Source organism: Luteimonas kalidii, assembly GCF_029887935.1.
Classification (GTDB): Bacteria; Pseudomonadota; Gammaproteobacteria; order Xanthomonadales; family Xanthomonadaceae; genus Luteimonas; species Luteimonas kalidii.
Map to the genome: position 1 here is coordinate 210,733 of NZ_JARXRO010000011.1, position 19,530 is coordinate 230,262.

The 19,530-nt window shown below is 71.6% G+C and carries 18 protein-coding genes; 9 read left to right on the top strand and 9 right to left on the bottom strand.

Annotated elements, in window-relative coordinates:
• Window positions 1-11: 11 nt before the first annotated feature.
• From QFW81_RS04315 to QFW81_RS04330, 4 genes are all read right to left on the bottom strand, one after another.
• Window positions 12-803 carry an N-formylglutamate amidohydrolase gene (locus QFW81_RS04315; protein ID WP_280577346.1) on the bottom strand — a complete coding sequence of 264 codons (792 nt, stop codon included), beginning with the start codon at window positions 801-803 and terminating at the stop codon, window positions 12-14.
• Window positions 800-1,354: an NUDIX hydrolase gene (locus QFW81_RS04320; protein WP_280577348.1), complete on the bottom strand. Its 555-nt coding sequence runs from the start codon at window positions 1,352-1,354 to the stop codon at window positions 800-802. Before QFW81_RS04320 ends, QFW81_RS04315 begins: the two co-directional genes overlap by 4 nt.
• Before the next feature lie 108 nt (window positions 1,355-1,462).
• On the bottom strand, window positions 1,463-2,392 hold the full coding sequence (locus QFW81_RS04325) for a 5'-3' exonuclease (protein ID WP_280577349.1): 930 nt from the start codon (window positions 2,390-2,392) through the stop codon (window positions 1,463-1,465).
• Window positions 2,389-2,982, bottom strand: a complete 594-nt coding sequence (locus QFW81_RS04330; RefSeq protein ID WP_425603969.1) for a nitroreductase family protein — start codon at window positions 2,980-2,982, stop codon at window positions 2,389-2,391. Before QFW81_RS04330 ends, QFW81_RS04325 begins: the two co-directional genes overlap by 4 nt.
• 135 nt (window positions 2,983-3,117) lie before the next feature.
• On the opposite strand from QFW81_RS04330, the gene QFW81_RS04335 reads away from it, so the two are divergent.
• The 3 genes from QFW81_RS04335 to QFW81_RS04345 all read left to right on the top strand — a co-directional run bounded on the left by QFW81_RS04335 (window position 3,118) and on the right by QFW81_RS04345 (window position 8,806).
• Complete coding sequence (locus QFW81_RS04335; protein WP_280577350.1) at window positions 3,118-5,472, top strand: DUF1631 family protein; 2,355 nt, start codon at window positions 3,118-3,120, stop codon at window positions 5,470-5,472.
• A 129-nt stretch (window positions 5,473-5,601) separates the two neighbouring features.
• A complete protein-coding gene (locus QFW81_RS04340; protein ID WP_280577351.1) occupies window positions 5,602-7,647 on the top strand; it encodes a DUF1631 family protein in 2,046 nt (681 codons plus the stop codon).
• 64 nt (window positions 7,648-7,711) lie between these two features.
• Entirely contained in the window at window positions 7,712-8,806 is a 1,095-nt protein-coding gene (locus QFW81_RS04345) for an NAD(P) transhydrogenase subunit alpha (RefSeq protein WP_280577352.1), read from the top strand.
• Window positions 8,807-8,969: 163 nt separating this feature from the next.
• Here QFW81_RS04345 and QFW81_RS04350 read toward each other — a convergent pair whose 3' ends face one another.
• Genes QFW81_RS04350 through QFW81_RS04360 form a run of 3 tightly spaced genes read right to left on the bottom strand, consistent with a single transcriptional unit; the run spans window position 8,970 to window position 10,384 of the window.
• The gene (locus QFW81_RS04350; protein ID WP_280577354.1) at window positions 8,970-9,404 is read right to left on the bottom strand and encodes a DUF3106 domain-containing protein; all 435 of its coding nucleotides are present in this window, start codon (window positions 9,402-9,404) and stop codon (window positions 8,970-8,972) included.
• A gap of 3 nt (window positions 9,405-9,407) precedes the next feature.
• Window positions 9,408-9,782: a hypothetical protein gene (locus QFW81_RS04355; protein WP_280577355.1), complete on the bottom strand. Its 375-nt coding sequence runs from the start codon at window positions 9,780-9,782 to the stop codon at window positions 9,408-9,410.
• Complete coding sequence (locus tag QFW81_RS04360) at window positions 9,779-10,384, bottom strand: RNA polymerase sigma factor (protein ID WP_425603970.1); 606 nt, start codon at window positions 10,382-10,384, stop codon at window positions 9,779-9,781. Before QFW81_RS04360 ends, QFW81_RS04355 begins: the two co-directional genes overlap by 4 nt.
• 149 nt (window positions 10,385-10,533) lie before the next feature.
• Here QFW81_RS04360 and QFW81_RS04365 point away from each other — a divergent pair, with 149 nt between their 5' ends.
• Window positions 10,534-10,848: an NAD(P) transhydrogenase subunit alpha part 2 gene (locus tag QFW81_RS04365; RefSeq protein WP_280577356.1), complete on the top strand. Its 315-nt coding sequence runs from the start codon at window positions 10,534-10,536 to the stop codon at window positions 10,846-10,848.
• Window positions 10,845-12,245 (top strand): NAD(P)(+) transhydrogenase (Re/Si-specific) subunit beta, encoded by a 1,401-nt coding sequence (locus tag QFW81_RS04370; protein ID WP_280577357.1) that lies wholly within the window; start codon window positions 10,845-10,847, stop codon window positions 12,243-12,245. The genes QFW81_RS04365 and QFW81_RS04370 overlap by 4 nt, the downstream gene beginning before the upstream one ends.
• A gap of 13 nt (window positions 12,246-12,258) precedes the next feature.
• On the opposite strand, the gene QFW81_RS04375 is transcribed toward QFW81_RS04370, so the two are convergent.
• The gene (locus tag QFW81_RS04375) at window positions 12,259-12,669 is read right to left on the bottom strand and encodes a hypothetical protein (RefSeq protein ID WP_280577358.1); all 411 of its coding nucleotides are present in this window, start codon (window positions 12,667-12,669) and stop codon (window positions 12,259-12,261) included.
• Window positions 12,670-12,768: 99 nt separating this feature from the next.
• On the opposite strand from QFW81_RS04375, the gene sufT reads away from it, so the two are divergent.
• From sufT to QFW81_RS04400, 4 genes are all read left to right on the top strand, one after another.
• The gene (gene sufT / locus QFW81_RS04380; RefSeq protein ID WP_280577360.1) at window positions 12,769-13,320 is read left to right on the top strand and encodes a putative Fe-S cluster assembly protein SufT; all 552 of its coding nucleotides are present in this window, start codon (window positions 12,769-12,771) and stop codon (window positions 13,318-13,320) included.
• Window positions 13,321-13,570: 250 nt separating this feature from the next.
• Complete coding sequence (locus tag QFW81_RS04385; protein WP_331488028.1) at window positions 13,571-15,910, top strand: S8 family serine peptidase; 2,340 nt, start codon at window positions 13,571-13,573, stop codon at window positions 15,908-15,910.
• Window positions 15,911-16,027: 117 nt separating this feature from the next.
• Complete coding sequence (locus QFW81_RS04395) at window positions 16,028-18,349, top strand: proprotein convertase P-domain-containing protein (protein ID WP_280577361.1); 2,322 nt, start codon at window positions 16,028-16,030, stop codon at window positions 18,347-18,349.
• Window positions 18,350-18,547: 198 nt separating this feature from the next.
• Entirely contained in the window at window positions 18,548-19,024 is a 477-nt protein-coding gene (locus QFW81_RS04400; protein WP_280577362.1) for a hypothetical protein, read from the top strand.
• 12 nt (window positions 19,025-19,036) lie between these two features.
• Here QFW81_RS04400 and QFW81_RS04405 read toward each other — a convergent pair whose 3' ends face one another.
• Window positions 19,037-19,525, bottom strand: a complete 489-nt coding sequence (locus tag QFW81_RS04405) for an asparaginase domain-containing protein (RefSeq protein WP_280577363.1) — start codon at window positions 19,523-19,525, stop codon at window positions 19,037-19,039.
• Between the last annotated feature and the right edge of the window lie 5 nt (window positions 19,526-19,530).

The following is a 19,530-nucleotide window of genomic DNA, read 5'->3' on the forward strand; positions in this document are numbered from 1 at the left end:
CGGCAACGCGTTCAAGGGGCCGTGACGAACTCCGGCTGCAGATGCGCGAACAGGCGCGCCAGGCGGTCGGCCCAGGCGGCCTGGCCTGCCGCTTCGGCGATCAGGTCCTGGCGGATTTCCAGTTCGACGTGCGCCAGGCCGCGGCGCTCGCCGTGCACGGGGATCGCATAGTCGGTGGCGTCGCTCACCGAATACGGCTCGTTGTCACCCACCACCAGGTCGCCTTCGGCCCGAAGCGCCGCCAGCAGCGCATGCGCCAGGCGCGTGTCGCGCTGGTACAGCACCCCGGCATGCCACGGCCGGGCAGTCCCATCCATCGCCGGGGTGAAGCTGTGCATCGCCACCAGGATCGTGGGCCGGGACTGCGCCGCGCGCCGGTCCAGTTCGTCCGTGATGCGTGCGTGGTAGGGCGCGAAGATCGCATCTACCCGTTGCGCGCGCTGGCCGGCATCGAGCGTCTGGTTGCCAGGGACGACGGTGCCGTCGCTCACCGCGGCGATCGACCCGGGCGCCTCGAGCGGCCGGTTGCAGTCGATCACCAGCCGCGAGTAGGTCTGGAGGATGGCGCACGCGTCGAGCCGCTCCGCCAGCCGCGACGTGACCCCGGCGATGCCGATATCCCAGCCGATGTGGCGGTCGAGTTCGGCCTGCGGCAGGCCCAGGCGTGCCAGCGCCGCGGGCACGGCCTGGCCGGCGTGGTCGGCGACCAGCAGCCACGGCGAGCGGCCGTCGGGGTGCAGCACGGTGAACGCGGGCGGATCGTCGGGCGAGAGCAGGGAGGCGGTCGCGGTCGGCCTGCTCATGCGCGCGGGGAGCCGTCGGGTTCGTGGTCGATCATCCACAGGCCGGCCCAGAGCTTGAGGTCGAGCTCGTAGCCCTCGCGGTACTTCTGCATCAGCCATGCCGGCGCCTGCGCGCGCGGGACGGCATGGACGACGATGTCCTCGTCGCCGACCCCGCCACCTTCGCCGACGCGCTCCAGTTCGAGTGCGCGGGCGAAGGCGATGCGTTCGTTGCTCATGCCCGACGAGGTCGGCCCGACCAGCAGCACGTCCACGCGCCCGGCCGCCCAGCCGGTCTCCTCGATCAGTTCGCGCCGTGCCGCGGCTTCGAGCGTGTCGCTGCTGTCGTCGTCGCCGACCAGCCCGGCCGGCATCTCGATCGTGCGCGCGCCCAGCGGCACCCGGTACTGGTCGACGAACAGCACCTCGTCGTCCGGCGTCACCGCGATCACCAGCACCGCCAGTCCGTCGCGGCCATGGGTGCGCTCGCACGATTCCCACCGGCCGCGCCTGACCAGCCGCAGCCATTCGCCTTCGTACAGCAGTTCCGCGTCTTCGGGGGGCGTGTTCATGCGCGGATGGTAACCCCGGGACGCGACCCGGACAGCGACATCCGGTGCGCATGGTTCGCCATCGCCATGCACCGCGGCGGTCGCGGCATCGACTACGACGCGGCGCGGCTACGTCGGCGGGGCGTATTCCAGTCCGGCCGCGGCATACATCCGGCGCCGGGTCAGCGGGCCGAAGCGCAACTGTTCGCACAGGCCCGCCAGCGCCGCGGCGTCCACGATGCCGCGGGCGAACGACGGTGCCGCCGGACCGAGCGGTGCGTCGCAACAGATGGTGGTCAGCTGCCGGCACAGGAGCGCCTGCGCACGATGCAGCCGCAGGCGCGCCGCCGCCTGGGCCGCGCCGCGGAAACGCAGGAAGCCGACCTCGTCGACCCGGGCGAGCAGGGCATCCAGGCTGCCGAAGTGGGCCAGCAGCACCGCCGCGGTCTTGGCGCCGATGCCGGGCACGCCGGGGATGTTGTCGATCGCGTCGCCGCACAGCGCGAGGTAGTCGGCGATCTGGTGCGCGTCCACGCCGTGCCGGGCGCGCACGCCGGCCGCGCCCCAACGCTGGCCGCGGGCGAAGTCCCACTGTTCGTCGTGGCCGTCGAGCAGCTGCGACAGGTCCTTGTCGGCCGAGACGATCACGCCACGGTGGCCATGCGTACGCGCCTGGTGCAGGGCGCTGCCGATCAGGTCGTCGGCCTCGTACTCGCCGTGCGCCAGCACGTTCAGCCCCAGCGCCGCCGCCAGCGCCCTGCAGTGCGCGAACTGGCGCCGCAGTTCCTCCGGCGCCGGCGGCCGGTTGGCCTTGTAGGCCGGGTACAGCGCGTTGCGGAAGCAGCTGTCCAGGGCCTCGTCGAACGCCACCACGATATGGCGCGGACGCTCGCGCTCGACCAGTTCGAGCAGGAAGCGCGCGAACCCGTGCACGGCGTTGGTCGGACGGCCGTCGGCGTCGCGGAATTCATCCGGCATCGAGTGCCAGGCGCGGAACACGTACAGGCTGGCGTCGACCAGGTACAGCGGCGCGATCGCGGCCCCCGGCACCGCGCTCACAGCACGAGGTCGGACAGCAGGGCGCGCGGGTCCGGGCGCTCGCGCTCGGGCGCCTCCAGCACCGGCGTGCCGATATGGATGAAGCCGGCGATGGTGTCGTGCGCGGTCAGGCCCAGCAGTGCGCGGACATCCTCGTCGTAGGCCGGCCATCCGGTCAGCCAGCAGGCACCGAACCCGAACGACTGCGCGGCCTGCAGCAGGGCGAAACAGGCGCAGCCGGCGGTCAGCAGCCGTTCCTGGTCGGGAATCTGCGTGTCCGCCGGATCCAGCACCGCCACCACCGCCACCACCACCGGGGCATGGGAGAAGCGCTGGCGGTCCTTGTCGAGCACGGCCTCGCCCGCAGCGGGATCGCGGCGCAGGGTGATGGCCGCCAGCGCCTCGCCCAGGCGCGCGCGCGCCTCCCCGGCAATGCGCACGAAGCGGAACGGGACCCGCTTGCCGTGGTCGGGCACCCGGACCGCCGAGCGCAGCAGCCGCAGGAGCATGGCCTCGTCGGGGCCGGGCTCGCCGAGCTGGCGGGCAGGCACCGAGCGACGAAAGTCGAGCGGGATCGGCGTGGGGCCGGATGTATTTGCGGATGCAGTCACAGACGCGTGGACCCGTTAAGCTGAATGATGGCGAGGCGCTTCGACCTTGCACATTGTCCCCCCAAAATGTCCCTCCGTGCCGTTCCGACAGCATTTGCGCCGGGCCGCGCAGGTTCCCTGCACGCGCCCGCGCGCGTGCTCGAATCGCTCCGCCACGAGGCGGTGACCGAGCTGGGCGGGGTCCTGTCCGGATTCTGGAGCGGGATCGAGGAGCAGGTCCGGCTGGCCGCACTGGCGGGCCACGACTACGTGGCGGTGCAGGAAGACCGGGTCGCGGTCATGGCGCTCAGCCATCGCGCGCTGGAACTCGCCACGCGCTTCCGCGAGTCGATCGAGAAGGAATTCGCGCGCTGGGAACAGGCTTCGGACTCGCCCCAGCGCGAGCGCTCGCTGACGCTGATGTCCGAGTCGGAGCTCGAGATCCACCTCGCCGGGCAGCAGATCACCGAACTGCTCGACCACCAGTTCCTGCACCCGCTGGCCCAGCTCGACGAACGCCTGCGCCAGCTGTCCGAGGCGCTGGGCGTGTCCCGGCGGCGGCAGAGCCCGCTGCGCCCCGAGGTTCCGGTGACCGCGTTCGTCGCCCTGTTCGGTCCCGACGATCTGACGGCGGGCCTGCGGGCCATGGTGTTCCAGCAGTTCGACAAGCGCCTGCCGAAGGTGCTGGGCGAGCTGTACGAGAAGGCCAACGCGATCCTCGATGCCGCCTCGTTCTCCGGATCCCCGGCGCGCGAGTCCGGCCGCCCTTCCCGCGGCCGTGCGCCGGCACCACAGGACGGCGCAGCGGACGGCGAATGGGTGCCCGACGGCAGCACCGTCCCGCATCTCGGAGGCTCCGCCGAAGGCGCGGCGCCGCGTCAGGGCGACGGGGGCGCCGGCGGCGGTGCCGGTGGGGGTGCCACGGGCGCCGAGGCCGGTTCCGCGCGCGGCGGCGAGGCGGCGGCGACCGGGCGCGTGCGCGAGCAGGTGCTGGCCGAGGCGCTGGCCACCGGCCGCCCGCTGCGCTACCGCGACCTGGTGCGCGACCAGCTGCGTGCCTGGCGGGCACGCGCGCCGGACGACCCGGTCGCCGCGTCGCTGGATCCGGCCCGCGGCGGGCTCGCCGGCGAGGAGCTGCCGACCGGCGGCCACGTGCTGGACACGGCCGAACTGCTAAATCTGGCCTCCCTGCTGCAGGGCGACGACCCGGAACCCTTCGAGAAGGTGCTGGCGGGCGAGGACGGGCGTCCGCTGGCGGACGTCATCCGCCACGCCCTGCTCAGCGGCGTGCGCCAGATCGGGTTCGATCCGGCCCATACCCACTTCAGCGGCGACGAGGAGGATGCGATCGACCTGGTCGGCATCCTGTTCCAGTCGCTGTTCGACGCCAACGACCTGGTCGGCGACGCGCGCCAGCTCTACGGCAAGCTGGTGGTGCCCTATCTCAAGGTCGCGCTGACCGACGACTCCCTGTTCAACCGCCGCAGCCATCCCGCGCGCCGCCTGCTCGACGCGGTGACCGAGGCCTGCGACGGCAACGAGGGCAAGACCCCGCAGGACCAGGAAACCCTCAACCAGGCCGGCCACGCGGTGGATCGGGTGGTCGGCGAGTTCGGCGACGACCAGGCGATCTTCGAGCTGGCCGCGGCCGAACTGCGCGACCACCTGGACCAGCAGCGCCGCCGCGCCGAACTGACGGAGAAGCGCGCGGCCGAGGCCATCCACGGCCGCGAGCGGCTGCAGCAGGCGCGGCGCAGCGCTGCGGATCTTGTCGGCTCGCGCCTCTCGGGGCGGTCGATGACGGCGGCCGTCGCCCACTTCCTGGACCGCCACTGGCGCCACTACCTCACCCAGACCTGGCTGCGCGACGGCGCCGATTCGCAGCGCCACCTCGCCGCGATCAACCTGGGCGATGCCATGGTCCAGGTCGACGCCGATGCCGCCGAGGTGCGCGGCGCGGTGGTCGCCCGGCAGTTGCTGGCGCTGCAGGTGCCGCTGGGCGAGTGCTATGCCAGCTGCGGCATGGAAGCCACCGCTGCGCGCGATGCGATGGCGCGGATCATCTCGGCCCTGGCACTGCCCGACACCCCCCGCACCGTGCACCAGCCGCAGCAGCACGATGACGTCGCCGAAGGCGGCGAGGGCACCGACGACGGCGTGCTGCGCGTGGCGGGCGGCAGCGCCCAGATCGCGTTCGATCCCGCGATCGCCGCCCGCATGCGGCGCCTGCGCGTGGGACAGGGCCTGCGGCTGGTCGACGAGGAGGGCCACGAGAGCGCCGGACGGATCGCCTGGATCAGCCCGCTCACCGGCCGCTTCCTGATCGTGAACCGGCGTGGCGTGCGCAAGATGGTGGTGTCGCCGGAGGAACTGGCCTTGATGGTCGCCGAGGGACGGGCCCAGGTGCGCTCGGTCGACGCCCCGTTCGATGAGGCAATGAAGCAGCTCTGGCAGCGGATCAACGCCACCGCCGAAGGCAATTCCGACAGCGCGGTCCGCGCGGCGTCCTGATTCCGCCCGGTCCCGGCCTGGCCCCGGCCTGTCCCCGGTCTGGCGGCAGCGGGATTCGTGAACGATGCGTTGGGGACCGGCCCGGGCCCGGCTCTATCCTATTGCCTCTGTCAGACGAGCGGGGGCGGGGTGAACGCAGGTCAGGGCGCGACGGGCACGCAGTCGCCTGCCGAGGTGCTGGGCGGGCTGCGCGCGGGCGTGGTCGCGCGCGTGATGCCGTGGATGCGCGACGCGCTCGCGGCTGCGCTGCAGGATCTCGACGCCCGGGCCGAGGCCAATCCGCCGTCGCCGCCGTTGGTCGAGGATCGCGCCGACGTCTCGCTGCTGCTGCGGGAAGTGCTGGTGTACGAAGAGCGGTGGCAACAGCAGATCGACATCCTGCTCGAGGGCTGGCCGCGGATGAAGGCCATCGGCGGGGGTCCGCTCACGCTGATGGCGGAGGACGACCTGCGCGCCCAGCTGGTCGGAGCGCCCGTCATCGACGCGCTCGAGCATCGATTCCGGAACATCGTCGACCTGGTCGACCGCCGCCTGTACACGCTCGCCGCACGCATGGGCGGCGAATCGCATCCGCGCAATCCGTTCGCCCCGCGTGCCGTGGCCGAGACCTTCCTGCGGGCGTTCACCGCACTGGACTCCAGCGTGCGCGTGCATGCGCTGGTGCTGCGGCACTTCGCGAAACTGGCGTCCGATCGCCTGGCCGCGGTCTACCAGTGGTGCAACGGCTATCTCGCGGACGCGGGCTGCGAGCTCTCGTCCGGCCACGAGGGCGCGTTCCTGACCGGCCTGCCGCCGGCTGCGAACGCGCGCGCCGGCCCGGGAACCCCGGGCCAGGCGGCCGCGGCACCGGACCGGTTGCGCAGCCGCCTCGCCGGACGCCGCAAGGATCCGGCGGAGGGGGCCCCGCGCCGCATCCGCGACGAGGAAATGGAGTCGCTGCTGTCGCTGCTGCAATCCGAGCGTGGTGCGGGGCTGGACGCTTCGCCGGACGGCGCGCAGCCCACCTCGGCGCGCCTGCGCGCCGGGCTCGACCGCATCGGCGTGGGCATCGGCATCGGCCTCGGCAGCGCGACGCGTACCCCCTGGCAGGAGGCGTCGATCGAAGTGGTCGGCCGGCTGGTCGACACGCTCGTCGCACACGCGGCGCTGTCGGAGGACCAGGTGCGCGCGCTGCGGCGCCTCGCCCTGCCGCTCCTGCGTGTCGCGCTGGAGAATCCGGGCATGTTCGATCCGCCCCGCCACCCGGTGCTGCGTGTGCTGGCCTCGATCGTGCGCCTGTGGGACGGCAATCCCGGACGCGGCCAGGTCGAGCGCGCGCTGCAGCGGATCGGCGACGAGGCGGCCGCGGCGCTGATACTCGACCAGAGCGCCAGCCCGGCGAAAGCGCAGGCGTTGGCCCTGCAGATCGAGGCGGAGGCGGATCCGCATCGGCGTCGTGCGGACGCGGTGGCGACGCGTCTGTGGCAGTCGATGCAGGGACGCGAGCGCCTGGAAGCCGCGCGCGCCGCCGCGGACCAGCGGCTGGCACAGGTGCGCGCCGTGGCGCAGCTGCCGGTGACGCTGGCGGAGTTCCTGTCGCGCCACTGGCGCCAGTGGCTGGTGCAGGTGTGGCTGCGCGATGGCAGCGATTCGGCACGCTACCGCGATGCGCTCGCGCTCGGCGATGCGCTCGTCGCGCTGGACGCGGAATCCGACGGACACGCGATCGCGGGCCGGTTGCTGCAACTCGAGCCGGCCCTGCGCGAATGCCTGGCGATCAGCGGCCTGCACGACGATGCCGCCACGCTGGAATTGTCCAGGCTGGTGGCCGAATACGCCGACCCCGACGCGCCGATCGGATCGGAATCCCCGGCCCCGCTGGCGGCCGCGCCCGCTTCGCATGACGCACACGAGTCGCAGGCGTCGCGGGTCGGGGATTTCGCCGTCGGCGACCGGTTCGCGCGCACGCTCGACGACGGCGCATCGCAGGCGCTGACGCTGGCGTGGCTGAGCCCGCTGAGCGGGACTGCGCTGCTGGTCGACGCGCAGGGTGCGCGGCAGGCCGTGCTCGACGCGGCGGCGCTGGGCAGTTCCGTGGGCACCGGCGAGTGGCGTCGACTGGTCGCCGGTGATCCGGTCGACCATGCATTGACGATGATCGCCGCCGCCGTGGACGCGGGCGAGGCAGGCGTCTGAGGGCGCGTCGCACGCCCGGGGCCGATTCGCTAGGATGGCGCCGACTGTCGCGGGGAGCGGATGCATGGCGGTGACCATCGGAGTGGCGCGCGAGAGTGCGGCTGGCGAGCGACGCGTGGCGCTGACGCCGGAAACGGCGAAGAAGCTGGTGGCGGCCGGCGCCCGGGTGCGGGTCGAGCGCGGGCTGGGCCGGTTCGCGCGGTTCACCGACGAGGCGTACGCTGACGCGGGCGCCGAACTGGTCGACGGCGACCCGCTCGCCGATGCCGACGTGGCCTTGTGCGTGCAGGCGCCGTCGGTGGCTGCGATCGCCGCGATGAAGCCGGGAGCGGTGCTGGTCGGCGCGCTGCAACCGCAGGCCGACGAGGCGCGCGGGGCCGCGATCCGCGAACGCGGGATCGTCGCGTTTCCGCTCGAGCGCCTGCCGCGCACCACCCGTGCGCAGGCGATGGACATCCTCAGTTCGCAGGCGGGCATGGCCGGATACAAGGCGGTGCTGATCGCCGCGCAGCTGGCGCCGCGCTTCTTCCCGATGCTCACCACCGCCGCCGGCACGATCCGGCCGTCGAAAGTGCTGATCGTCGGCGCGGGCGTGGCCGGCCTCCAGGCGGTGGCGACGGCGCGTCGCCTGGGCGCGCAGGTGGAGTGCTTCGACGTGCGGCCGGAAACGCGCGAACAGATCGAATCGCTGGGGGGCAGGTTCCTAGACCTCGGCGTCAGCGCCGCGGGCGAGGGCGGCTATGCGCGCCAGCTCAGCGACGAGGAACGCGCGCTGCAGCAGCAGCGCCTCGCCGAGCATCTGAAGGGGATCGACGTGATCGTCTGCACCGCGGCGGTGCCGGGGCGGCCGGCGCCGAAGATCGTCAGCGCGGCGATGGTGGCGGGCATGAAGCCGGGCAGCGTGGTGGTCGACCTGGCTGCCGAGACCGGCGGCAACTGCGAACTCACGCAGCGCGGACAGACCATCGAGACCGACAATGGCGTGGTCGTGGCCGGGCCGCTCGATCTCGCCAGCCAGGGTGCGCTGCACGCGAGCGAGATGTTCGCCCGCAACCTCTACAACTTCGTCTCTCTGCTGCTGCGCGAGGGCACGCTCGCGTTCGACTGGGACGACGAGCTGCTGTCGAAAACCGTGTGGCCGGAGCGGGCCGCCGGCTGATCGGCGCCCCGGAGCGCGTGGGCCGCAATGGCGTGGCGCGCGCCGCGCGTGGAATGGATGGCGCGCAGCATCTTGCGTTGTTCCGCAGCGCCTCCCGATGCGATGCCGCCATCGACGGCGGATTGCCGGGCGGGGTGCATCGACCGGCGGGATGGTCAATCGGCTAGCGTTCTCCAGAGCGCTCGCTCGGCGGATGCGCCTCGACCCAGGCCTTTCGTTCGGCCGCGTCCATCGTTTTCCAGCGCTGCACCATCGCCTTGCGCTCGGACTCGGGCAGCGTCTGCAGGTGTTCGAACAGGGCGCGTGCCTGCGCCCGCTTCTCCGGCGGCATGTCGCGCCAGCGCTTCATGCCGTGGCGGGCGTGCTTGCGCTGCTCGGGCGTCATGGCCTGCCAGCGCTGCGCGTGGTCGAGCATGTGCTGGCGTCTGGCGGGCGGGCTGTTGTTCCAGCGCTCCCGCACCGGCGCGAGCAGCAGGTCGCGCTGCTGCGGCGTGAGCTGGTCCCACGCCGGCAGCGCTTCGGGCGCGTTCGATTGCGCGAACGCGGCGAGCGGCGCGAGCGCCAGGCACAGGACGATCAGGCGGGTTCGCAGCGTCATGGGTCACTCCATCGCGAGCAGGTCGGCGTCGCCCGAGGCGAGCCAGACGTAGAAATCGGGGTCCTGGTCGAGGTCGTCCAGGACCCCCTCGATGCCGGGGCCGGTCGTCGACGCCACCGGCGGCGCGGCCTGCGGCGCCGACGGGTCGTCGAACGGGCGCAGCCCGATGCCGAGTCCGGCCGCCACCACCAGCAGCGATGCGAATGCCGCCGCCGGCAGCCGCCAGCGCGCGGACCTGGCGGGCGCCGCTTCCAGCGCCGCATGGCGGCGACGATGCAGCTGCGCGAGCGTCGCGGCGGACACGTGCGCCACGGCGTCGGCGTGCGCGGCGCGCATCGCCTGGTCGAAGCGGGCGTGGCCGCGGTCTTCGGGGGTCATCGGAAGTCCTCCAGTTGTTTCTGCAGGGCGTCGCGCGCGCGGAACAGGTGGGTTTTCACCGATCCCTCGCTGCAGCCCATGATCTTCGCGGTCGACTCGACGTCCAGTTCCTCGAGCACCCGCAGGGTGAAGGCCTCGCGCTGGCGTGCCGGGAGGCCGCGCAGCGCCTGCGCCAGCTTCCCCCAGGCCTCGCGGCCGTCGTGCGCGCGCGCGGGATCGGGCGTGGCCTCGTCGGCCCAGTCGATCTCGCCGCCGTCCGGATCGCGCACATCGCTCAGCCAGGTCAGCCGGAAGGTGCGCCTGCGCTGCACGTCGATGATCCGGCTGCGCAGCACCGACCAGAACAGCGGCGTCCATTCGGCCGCGGGGCGGTCGCGGTAGCCGAGCATCCTGGCCATCGCATCCTGCACCGCGTCGAGCGCGTCCTCGCGATGGCGCAGGCCCAGTTCGGCGAAGCGGAATGCGCGCGCCGACACGCCGGACAGGAATTGCTCCAGCGTCGTCGGCGACGCGGCGGCCGGAGCGGGGGAGGCGGGAATGTCCACGGGCGCCAGCGTACCCGCTCGCACGCGCAGCGATGGAGCGGGGCCGCCGTCCCTCATGTCGAATCCGCCGTCCATCCGTCTGGTTGCACTCGAAACTCCGCAGGTCCGGGTCGGGAACGCGTGCCGGCGCCGCGGGTTGACCGCCGACAGCGCGGTTCAGCGCCGGTTATGATGCCGGGCATCCGCAGCGCAGCCGGGAGTGGGGGATGATCGACGGGTTCGTGGCCTTGTACATCTTCATGCTGGCGGCGATCGCCGGGCACGTGATCATTTCGCGGGTGCCGGTGATCCTGCACACGCCGCTGATGTCGGGCAGCAACTTCATCCACGGCATCGTGCTGATCGGCGCTATGGTGGTGCTGGGGCATGCCGACACCACGCTGGAGAAGGCGATCGGCTTCGTCGCGGTGCTGATGGGCGCGGGCAATGCGGCCGGCGGCTACGTGGTGACCGAGCGGATGCTGGAGATGTTCAAGTCCTCCAAGCCGGCGCCGACCAGGCACGTGGAGCCCAAGGCGTGAGTGGCGCGGGGATCCTGGACCTGCTGGTCAAGACCAGCTACCTGGTCGCGGCCACGCTGTTCCTGCTGGGCCTGCAGCGCATGGCCTCGCCGAAGACCGCGCGCAGCGGCATCCGCTGGGCCGGGCTGGGCATGGTGATCGCCACGATCGCCACGTTCTTCCTGCCCGACCTGCACAACATCCCGCTGATCCTGGCCGCCACCGCGATCGGTACGGCGATCGCGTGGATTTCCGGCAAGCGCGTGGCGATCACCGACATGCCGCAGATGGTCGCGCTCTACAACGGCCTCGGCGGAGGGTCCGCCGCGGCGATCGGCGGCGTCGAGCTGCTGCGCTGGTCCGGTGCCGGCCAGGCGAGCGGCCAGGTGCCGCTGGTGCTGGCGGTGCTGGGCGGCCTGATCGGTTCGGTGGCGCTGTCGGGCTCCATCATCGCCTGGGCCAAGCTCGACGGGCGCATGGACAAGCGCTACGCGTTCCCGGGGATGCAGGCGTTCAACTTCCTGGTGTTCGCGGCTGCGATCGTGCTGGGCGGGCTGGTCGTGTGGTCGCTGGGCGCGCACTGGATCGTCGCGTTCTTCCTGGTGGCGCTGGCGCTGGGCGTGCTGATGACGCTGCCGATCGGCGGCGCCGACATGCCGGTCGTGATCTCGCTCTACAACGCGCTCACCGGCCTGGCGGTCGCATTCGAAGGCTACGTGCTGGGCAACGAGGCCCTGATCATCGCCGGCATGATGGTCGGTGCGGCGGGCATCCTGCTGACGCGGCTGATGGCGAAGGCGATGAACCGCTCGATCAGGAGCGTGCTGTTCTCGAACTTCGGTGGCGGCGGCGCCGAGGCGGCCGAGATCAGCGGCACGCAGAAGCCGATCGAGGCGGCCGACGTCGCCGCGATGATGGCTTTCGCCGAACGGGTGGTGATCGTTCCGGGTTACGGCATGGCGGTGGCGCAGGCGCAGCACAAGATCTGGGAACTCACGCAGCGGCTGATCGAGCGCGGGGTGAAGGTGAAGTTCGCGATCCACCCGGTCGCCGGGCGCATGCCCGGGCACATGAACGTGCTGCTGGCCGAGGCCGGGGTGCCCTACGACCTGATCGCCGACATGGACGACATCAACCCCGAGTTCGCCAACACCGACGTGTCGCTGGTGATCGGCGCCAACGACGTGGTCAACCCGGTGGCCAAGACCGATCCGGCCAGTCCGATCTACGGCATGCCGATCCTGGACGTGGTGAATTCGAAGAACACCATCGTCATCAAGCGCGGCAAGGGCACGGGGTTCGCCGGGATCGAGAACGCGCTGTTCTACGCCGACAACACGCGCATGCTCTACGGCGACGGCAGCGAGATGGCGAATGCGCTGGTGAGCGAACTCAAGGCGCTGGACGGCGGGCACTGACCCGCCGGCGACGTCAGCGCGAGGCCATCAGGGAGGCCACAAGCGCGACCGCGATCCACGCCATGTCCGCCGGGCTGTTGGACAGCTGCACCAGCAGCCAGCCGAAGCCGCCGCCGAGCTTCAGCATCGATTCCCACGGCAGCAGGCCCATGTAGCCGCCGAGCCAGGCGGCGACGATGCCCCAGTTGGCGGCCACCACGGCCAGCAGCGTCGACGCCAGCCCGAGGACGGCGCGCGCCAGGCCCGGACGCAGCCGCACCAGGCGCACGATCAGGGCCGCGTCGGCCGCGGCCACCAGCGCCATCCAGCTGCTCTGCGCGTTCAGCGCCATGGCCACCAGCACCCAGGCCGCGGCCGCGCCGAGGCTGCCCAGCAGCAGCCAGCCCAGGGCGAACGCGGAGGAGGCGGGGCGCGGAGGCGGCATGCGGGGAGACTGCGTTGCAGGGAGGCCGCTCAGGATAGCCGGGCCGCGGCGATACAATGACCGGCTTGCACGACGGGCGTTCGCCCCCATCCATCCCGCATGTACTCCCGCAGCAGCGAACCGGTGCGCTTCGAGCGCGACAGCGAGGCCGTCCTGGTCCCCCAGGGCGAAGCCGTGACCCTGCCCGCGGGCAGCGTCGGCTACATCACCCAGGCGCTCGGCGGAAGCTGGACGGTGTTCGTCGAGGGCAACCTGTTCCGCATCGCCGGCAAGGACGCCGACGCGATCGGCAAGGAGCCGCCCGAGCCCCTGGCGCTGCCCGACGGCGCCGACGACGCCGCCGTCGAGCAACTGGTGTGGAAGCAACTGCGGACCTGTTTCGACCCGGAGATCCCGATCAACGTGGTCGACCTCGGGCTGGTATACGAGGCGGTGGTGCGTCCGTTGCCCGAGGGCGAGCGGGCGATCGACGTGAAGATGACCCTGACCGCCCCCGGCTGCGGCATGGGCGACGTCCTGGTGGAGGACGTGCGCAGCAAGCTCGAACTGATCCCCACCGTCACCGAGGCCGACGTCGAGCTGGTGTTCGACCCGCCGTGGAACCGGACCATGATGTCCGAGGCGGCGCGCCTCGAAACCGGGATGCTGTAGGGCAACAGACAGCGCTCGACATCGTGGAATCGTGACGCATGTCTCGATTTCACATGCAACTGATTCCCAGGTGCCCGTTGCGGCACGGTTCAGCTGTCGTGTAGCGTCAGTTTGCGGACGGTTGTGTCAGTTCGCATTCACGTCGAATGACGCGAGACACAGGGATGTTCCACGCTTCGTCACCCTCAGGTCCCGTGCCGGCCGGCCGATCGCCGCCCCAGGCGGCTCTTTCGTTTCCGGGGGTCACTTCATGTCCAGCCAGTCCCACCGCCGCATGCGCCTGCATGCCCTCGCGGCCGCCACCGCGCTCGCCCTGACCGCTGCCGTCGCCTCCCCGGCGATGGCCGGACGCGTCGAGCTGAGCGGGTTGCAGTCGGACACCGCGTTCGACCAGTTCATCGTCAAGTACCGGTCCGATGCGCCGACCGCCACCGATGCCGCCGCACGCAGGCGCGGACTGGACGCCGCCGCCGCCGCGGTCGTGAGCGGCTCGCAGGCCCTGCGCGGGTTGCCCCGCGGCACGGCGCTGGGACTGGCGCACCAGCGGCGCATGGCGGTTGGGGCCGACGTGCTCAAGGCAAGCCGCAAGCTCGACCGGGTCGACGCCGAGACCCTGATGCGGGCGCTGGCGGCCCACCCGGACGTCGAGTACGTCGAGGTCGACAAGATCAACCGCATCGCGCTCACCCCCAACGATCCCCAGTTCGGCCAGCAGTACGGTTTCGGCACCGGTGCCGGCGGCATCCGCGCCACCACGGCCTGGGACATCACCAGCGGCGCCGGGACCGTGGTCGCGGTGCTCGACACCGGCATCACCAGCCACCCCGACCTCAACGCCAACGTGCTGCCGGGCTACGACTTCATCATCGACACCGCGGTCGCCGGCGACGGCAACGGCCGCGATTCCGATCCCAGCGATCCGGGCGACTACTACGGCGGTGATCCCTCCAGCTGGCACGGGACGCATGTGGCCGGGACGGTCGCGGCGGTCACCAACAACGGCGTCGGCGTCGCCGGCACCGCGTTCAACTCCAAAGTGGTCCCGGTGCGCGTGCTCGGCCGTGGCGGCGGTTACGACTCGGACATCGCCGACGCGGTGATCTGGGCGTCGGGCGGCAGCGTCAGCGGCGTGCCCGCCAACGCCAATCCGGCCGAGGTCATCAACCTCAGCCTCGGCGGCGGCGGCAGCTGCGGCAGCGCGATGCAGAGCGCGATCAACGGCGCCGTCAACCGCGGCACCACCGTGGTGATCGCCGCCGGCAACAGCAACGCGAACGTCTCGGGGTTCTCGCCCGCGAACTGCAACAACGTCGTGGCGGTCGGCTCCAACACCAGCACCGGGGCGCGGTCGAGCTTCTCCAACTACGGCGCGCTGGTGGACATCGCCGCGCCGGGCTCGAGCATCGTTTCGACGCTCAACAGCGGCAGCCAGGGCCCCGGCTCGCCCACCTACGCCAGCTACAGCGGCACCTCGATGGCGGCGCCGCATGTCGCGGGCGTGGTGGCGCTGATGCAGTCGGTGGCATCGACGCCGCTGACCCCGGCACAGGTGGAGGCGACCCTCAAGAGCACCGCACGCGCGTTTCCCTCGACGCCGTCCCAGCCGATCGGCGCGGGCATCGTCAACGCGCGTGCCGCGGTCGACGCGGTGGGCGGCGGCACCGGCAACGCGCCCCCGACCGCCAATTTCACGGCCTCGCCGAGCGGACTGACCGTGCAGTTCACCGACACTTCCAGCGACAGCGACGGCTCGATCGCGTCGCGCAGCTGGAACTTCGGCGACGGCACCACGTCGACCGCCGCCAATCCGTCCAAGACCTACGCCGCGGCCGGCACCTACAGCGTGTCGCTGACCGTGACCGACGACGACGGAGCGACCAACACCCGCACGCAGTCGGTCACCGTGAGCGCCAGCGGTGGCGGCAGCGTGCTGCAGAACGGCGTGCCGGTGACCGGCGTCTCGGGCGGCTCCGGCAGCACCCAGTTCTGGACCATCAACGTCCCGGCCGGTGCGAGCAACCTGGTCATCGCCACCTCGGGCGGCAGCGGCGACGCCGACCTCTACGTGCGCTTCGGGTCCGCACCCACCACCTCGGCCTACGACTGCCGGCCGTACCGGTCGGGCAACGCGGAGTCGTGCTCGTTCGCCTCGCCGCAGGCCGGCACGTACCACGTGATGCTGCGCGGCTACTCGACATTCTCGGGACTGACGCTGTCGGGCTCGTACACGGCAGGTGGCGGAGGCGGCACGCAGACCTACAGCAACACGGCCGACTACGCCATCGCCGACAACGCCACCGTCGAAAGCCCGATCCCGGTCTCCGGCCGCAGCGGTAACGCGCCCAGCACCACCCCGGTCGCGGTGGACATCCGCCACACCTACCGCGGCGACCTGAAGGTCGACCTGGTGGCGCCGGACGGAAGCGTCTACGTGCTTCACAACCGCAGCGGCGGCAGCGCCGACAACATCATCGGGACCTACACGGTGAACCTGTCCAGCGAAGCTCGCAACGGCACCTGGCGGCTGCGGGTCAACGACAACTACGCCGGCGACACCGGCTACATCAACAGCTGGAGCATCACGTTCTGATGGACCGGCCTCTGGACACCGCAAGGCGATGACGTGGAAGGGGCGGCACCCGGGCGACCGGCGTGCCGCTTTGCTTTTTCGATGGCGCAAGCCGATCACGAGAGGAGTCGAACGGGAATGAAACGGATCACCGGTTGGATCATCGCGGGCATGCTGTCCGCCGCCGCGGCGCACGTCGCGGCCAGCGACGTGCGGCCAGCGGCCTTCAGCGACAGGCTGCCCGCCGAACACACGGTCGAGGTGCGCAGCATGCCCGGCGTCGATGTCGCCCGGCTGCGGGCGGAGGACCTCAGGCGTTCGGCCAAGCTCACCAATGCCCCGGTGCGCTTCGCCGCGCCGCTCGCGGTCGACATCACCCCGGCGACGGCCGGTGACTGGGACGCGGCCGGCGACCGGCTGGTCTGGCGGCTGCGGGTGCAGTCGAAGGACGCGCTGTCGCTCAACTTCGGCTTCAGCGAGTACCACATGCCCGAAGGCGGGCACATGCTGGTCTATCCGGCCGGCCTGGGGCGCAACGCCAGCCAGGAACTGATCCGCAGTTTCACCAGTGCCGACAACAAGCCGCACGGCAAGCTGTGGACGCCGGTGGTGCAGGGCGACCACGCCGTGATCGAGGTGGTGGTGCCCAAGGCGCGCGCGGGCGAGTTGCGCCTGCGCCTGACCAGCGTCAACCACGACTACGTCGGCTTCGACGGGCTCGCCCGCAGCGGCCTGGTGCAGCCGGCCGGCGTGTCGGGCAGCTGCAACATCGACGTGGTCTGCCCGGCCGGGGACGGCTGGCGCGACCAGATCCGCTCGGTCGGCGCGTACTCGCGGTTCGGCACCTTCTACTGCACCGGCTCGCTGGTGAACAACACCGCGGCCGACCAGTCGATGTACTTCCTGACCGCGAACCATTGCGGCATGGGGACCGCCGATGCGGCGGCCAGCATCGTGGTGTACTGGAACTACCAGAACTCGACCTGCCGCACCCCCGGCAGCGCCGAGAGCGGCGCCAACGGCGACGGCAGCCTGGCGCAGAACCAGACCGGCGCGACCCCGCTGGCCAGCTACGCGACCTCCGACTTCACCCTGCTCGAGCTCGACGCGGCGGCGGATCCGGACTTCGAGCTGTACTGGTCGGGCTGGGATCGCCGCGACACCATCTTCCCGGGCGCGACCGGCATCCACCATCCGCGCGTGGCCGAGAAGCGCATCACCCACTCGTCCAATCCGCTGGAGATCAGTGGTTACTTCGCCACGGGCACCAGCCACATCCACGTGTTCTGGGACCAGCCCGGCACCACCGAGGGCGGGTCGTCCGGCTCGCCGCTGTACAGCCCCGACGGTCGCGTGATCGGGCAGCTGCACGGTGGCCTGGCCTCGTGCTCGACCAGCGGCGACGACCACAGCGATTACTACGGCCGCGTGTTCGTGTCGTGGACGGGCGGCGGCACCGACGCCTCGCGCCTGAGCAACTGGCTGGATCCCGCGGGTACGGGCGCGGAGTTCATCGACGGCCTGGATTCCACCCCGACCGATCCCACGCTGCCGGTCGCAGGCTTCACCTGGGCGGCGGAAGAGCTCACGGTGACCTTCACCGACACGTCGACCGACGACGACACCGCGACCCTGTCCTGGGCCTGGGACTTCGGTGACGGCAACACGTCCACCGACCAGAACCCGGTCCACACCTATGCGGCCGACGGCAGCTACACCGTCTCGCTGACCGTGACCGACGCCGACGGCAACACCGACACGCACACGGCCAGCGTGGACGTGGCGGCGACGCCCGACGCGACCGATCTGGTGAACGGCGAACTGGTGACCGGGCTGTCGGGTGCGGCGGGCAGCGATACGCTCTACCGCCTGGTGGTGCCGGAGAACGCGACCGGTCCGCTGACCTTCCGCAGCTACACCGGCAGCGGGAACATCTCGCTGTACGTCAGCCTCGACGAGGTGCCGACCACGGCCGCGTACGACTGGCGTTCGATGCGCCCGGGCAACAACGAGTCGATCGTGATCGCGGATCCGGAGCCCGGCACCTACTACGTGCTGGTGCGCGGGGAAAGCGCCTACGCCGGCGTGCGCATGATCGCCACCCACGGCCTGAGCGAGACCTACGGCAACGACACGCCGTTCCCGATCCCGGACAACACCCCCGCCGGCATCGAGAGCCCGATCACCGTGTCCGGCGCGAGCGGCAACGCGTCGGCCGAGACCGAGGTGTACGTCGACATCACCCACACCTGGATCGGTGACCTGATCGTGACCCTGGTCGCGCCGGACGGCAGCGAGTACGTGCTGCACAACCGTACCGGCGGCAGCGCCGACGACATCGACGCGACCTACACCGTCGACCTGTCGGGCGAGCCGAAGAACGGCACCTGGACCCTGCGGGTGTCGGACAATGCCGGCGCCGACACGGGCACGCTCAACCAATGGAGCATCACCTTCTGAGGCGGTTCGCGCCCTGACCCGATGCCTGCGCAGGAGCGCGCAGGTGGCGCACGCGGCCCCGGGGACATCCCGGGGCCGCTTTCGCATGTGGCGCATGCGCGGGTGCGCGGTGCACGTTCATCGCCCGCCCACGCAGCCGCGTGCAGCATGCAGGGCGTCGCAGCGAAGCGGCGTCACGCCGACCGCCGAGGAGCCGCCATGCCGCACCTCCCCATCCTTCTTCTGCGCCGGGCCGCGGCGTGGACCCTGCTGCCGACGTGCCTGCTGCTGGCCGGCTGCGCCGCCGCCACCGGAGACACGCGAATGAACGACCGTACCGGGCCCGATCCGTCCGCCCCCGCCGCCCCCGCCGCGTCCGTCGAACTGCCGGGCGAGGGCCCCTACCAGCGCTTCATCGTGCGCTACCGCTCGGACACCGCGGCCGGACGCGATCCGGCGAACGTGCCGGAGCAGCTGCGCGATGCCGCCCGGGTGCTGGATCCGGCGCCTGCGCTGTCCTGGCAGCGGCGGCTGGCGGTGGGCGGCGACGTCTTCACCGTCGACCGGCCGCTGGACAAGAGCGAGGCCCGCCGCCTGATGCAGGCCTTCGCGTCCGATCCGCAGGTGGAATCGATCGAGGTCGACCGCAGGCTCGGGATCGATCCGCCGCGCGAGATGCGCATGCGCGGGGACTGAGCGCGCGGCGCGTCAGTCCAGTGCTTCGAAGCGGTTGGCCTCGACGTTCTTGCGCACCCGCGCAGGATCCCAGATGCGGCCGTTCATGGCGATGTACACGCCCGGCGGCAGCGATTGCACCGCGCCGACCGCGGTGCCGATGTTGAACTCCGCGTCCGAACCCCGGAAGCGCGCCGGGCTCAGCGCGCCGGTGAGCACGATCGTCTTACCGGGGACGCTGGCCAGCACCCGCGCGGTCTGCACCATCGAATCGGTGCCGTGGGTGACCAGCACGTGGCGCGCCTCCTGCGCGGCGATCGTGGCCCGCACGAGTTCGCGGTCGTCGTCGTCCAGGTGCAGCGAATCCTTGCGCAGGATCGGGATCACGCGGAAGCGGAAGGCCACCCCCAGTTCCCCGAGCATGCGGCCGATCTGCGGATCGCCGATCTGGTAGTCCGACTTGTCGTCGAAATAGATCTTGTCGATCGTGCCGCCGGTGGTGACGATCAGCAGTTCTTCCATCGGAC

Excerpts from the sequence above, each read along its gene's own strand:
- QFW81_RS04315 (WP_280577346.1), bottom strand. The coding sequence starts at position 803 with ATGAGCAGGCCGACCGCGACCGCCTCCCTGCTCTCGCCCGACGATCCG.
- QFW81_RS04320 (WP_280577348.1), bottom strand. The coding sequence starts at position 1,354 with ATGAACACGCCCCCCGAAGACGCGGAACTGCTGTACGAAGGCGAATGG.
- QFW81_RS04345 (WP_280577352.1), top strand. The coding sequence starts at position 7,712 with ATGGCGGTGACCATCGGAGTGGCGCGCGAGAGTGCGGCTGGCGAGCGA.
- QFW81_RS04350 (WP_280577354.1), bottom strand. The coding sequence starts at position 9,404 with ATGACGCTGCGAACCCGCCTGATCGTCCTGTGCCTGGCGCTCGCGCCG.
- QFW81_RS04355 (WP_280577355.1), bottom strand. The coding sequence starts at position 9,782 with ATGACCCCCGAAGACCGCGGCCACGCCCGCTTCGACCAGGCGATGCGC.
- QFW81_RS04360 (WP_425603970.1), bottom strand. The coding sequence starts at position 10,384 with ATGAGGGACGGCGGCCCCGCTCCATCGCTGCGCGTGCGAGCGGGTACG.
- QFW81_RS04365 (WP_280577356.1), top strand. The coding sequence starts at position 10,534 with ATGATCGACGGGTTCGTGGCCTTGTACATCTTCATGCTGGCGGCGATC.
- QFW81_RS04375 (WP_280577358.1), bottom strand. The coding sequence starts at position 12,669 with ATGCCGCCTCCGCGCCCCGCCTCCTCCGCGTTCGCCCTGGGCTGGCTG.
- sufT (WP_280577360.1), top strand. The coding sequence starts at position 12,769 with ATGTACTCCCGCAGCAGCGAACCGGTGCGCTTCGAGCGCGACAGCGAG.
- QFW81_RS04385 (WP_331488028.1), top strand. The coding sequence starts at position 13,571 with ATGTCCAGCCAGTCCCACCGCCGCATGCGCCTGCATGCCCTCGCGGCC.
- QFW81_RS04395 (WP_280577361.1), top strand. The coding sequence starts at position 16,028 with ATGAAACGGATCACCGGTTGGATCATCGCGGGCATGCTGTCCGCCGCC.
- QFW81_RS04400 (WP_280577362.1), top strand. The coding sequence starts at position 18,548 with ATGCCGCACCTCCCCATCCTTCTTCTGCGCCGGGCCGCGGCGTGGACC.
- QFW81_RS04405 (WP_280577363.1), bottom strand. The coding sequence starts at position 19,525 with ATGGAAGAACTGCTGATCGTCACCACCGGCGGCACGATCGACAAGATC.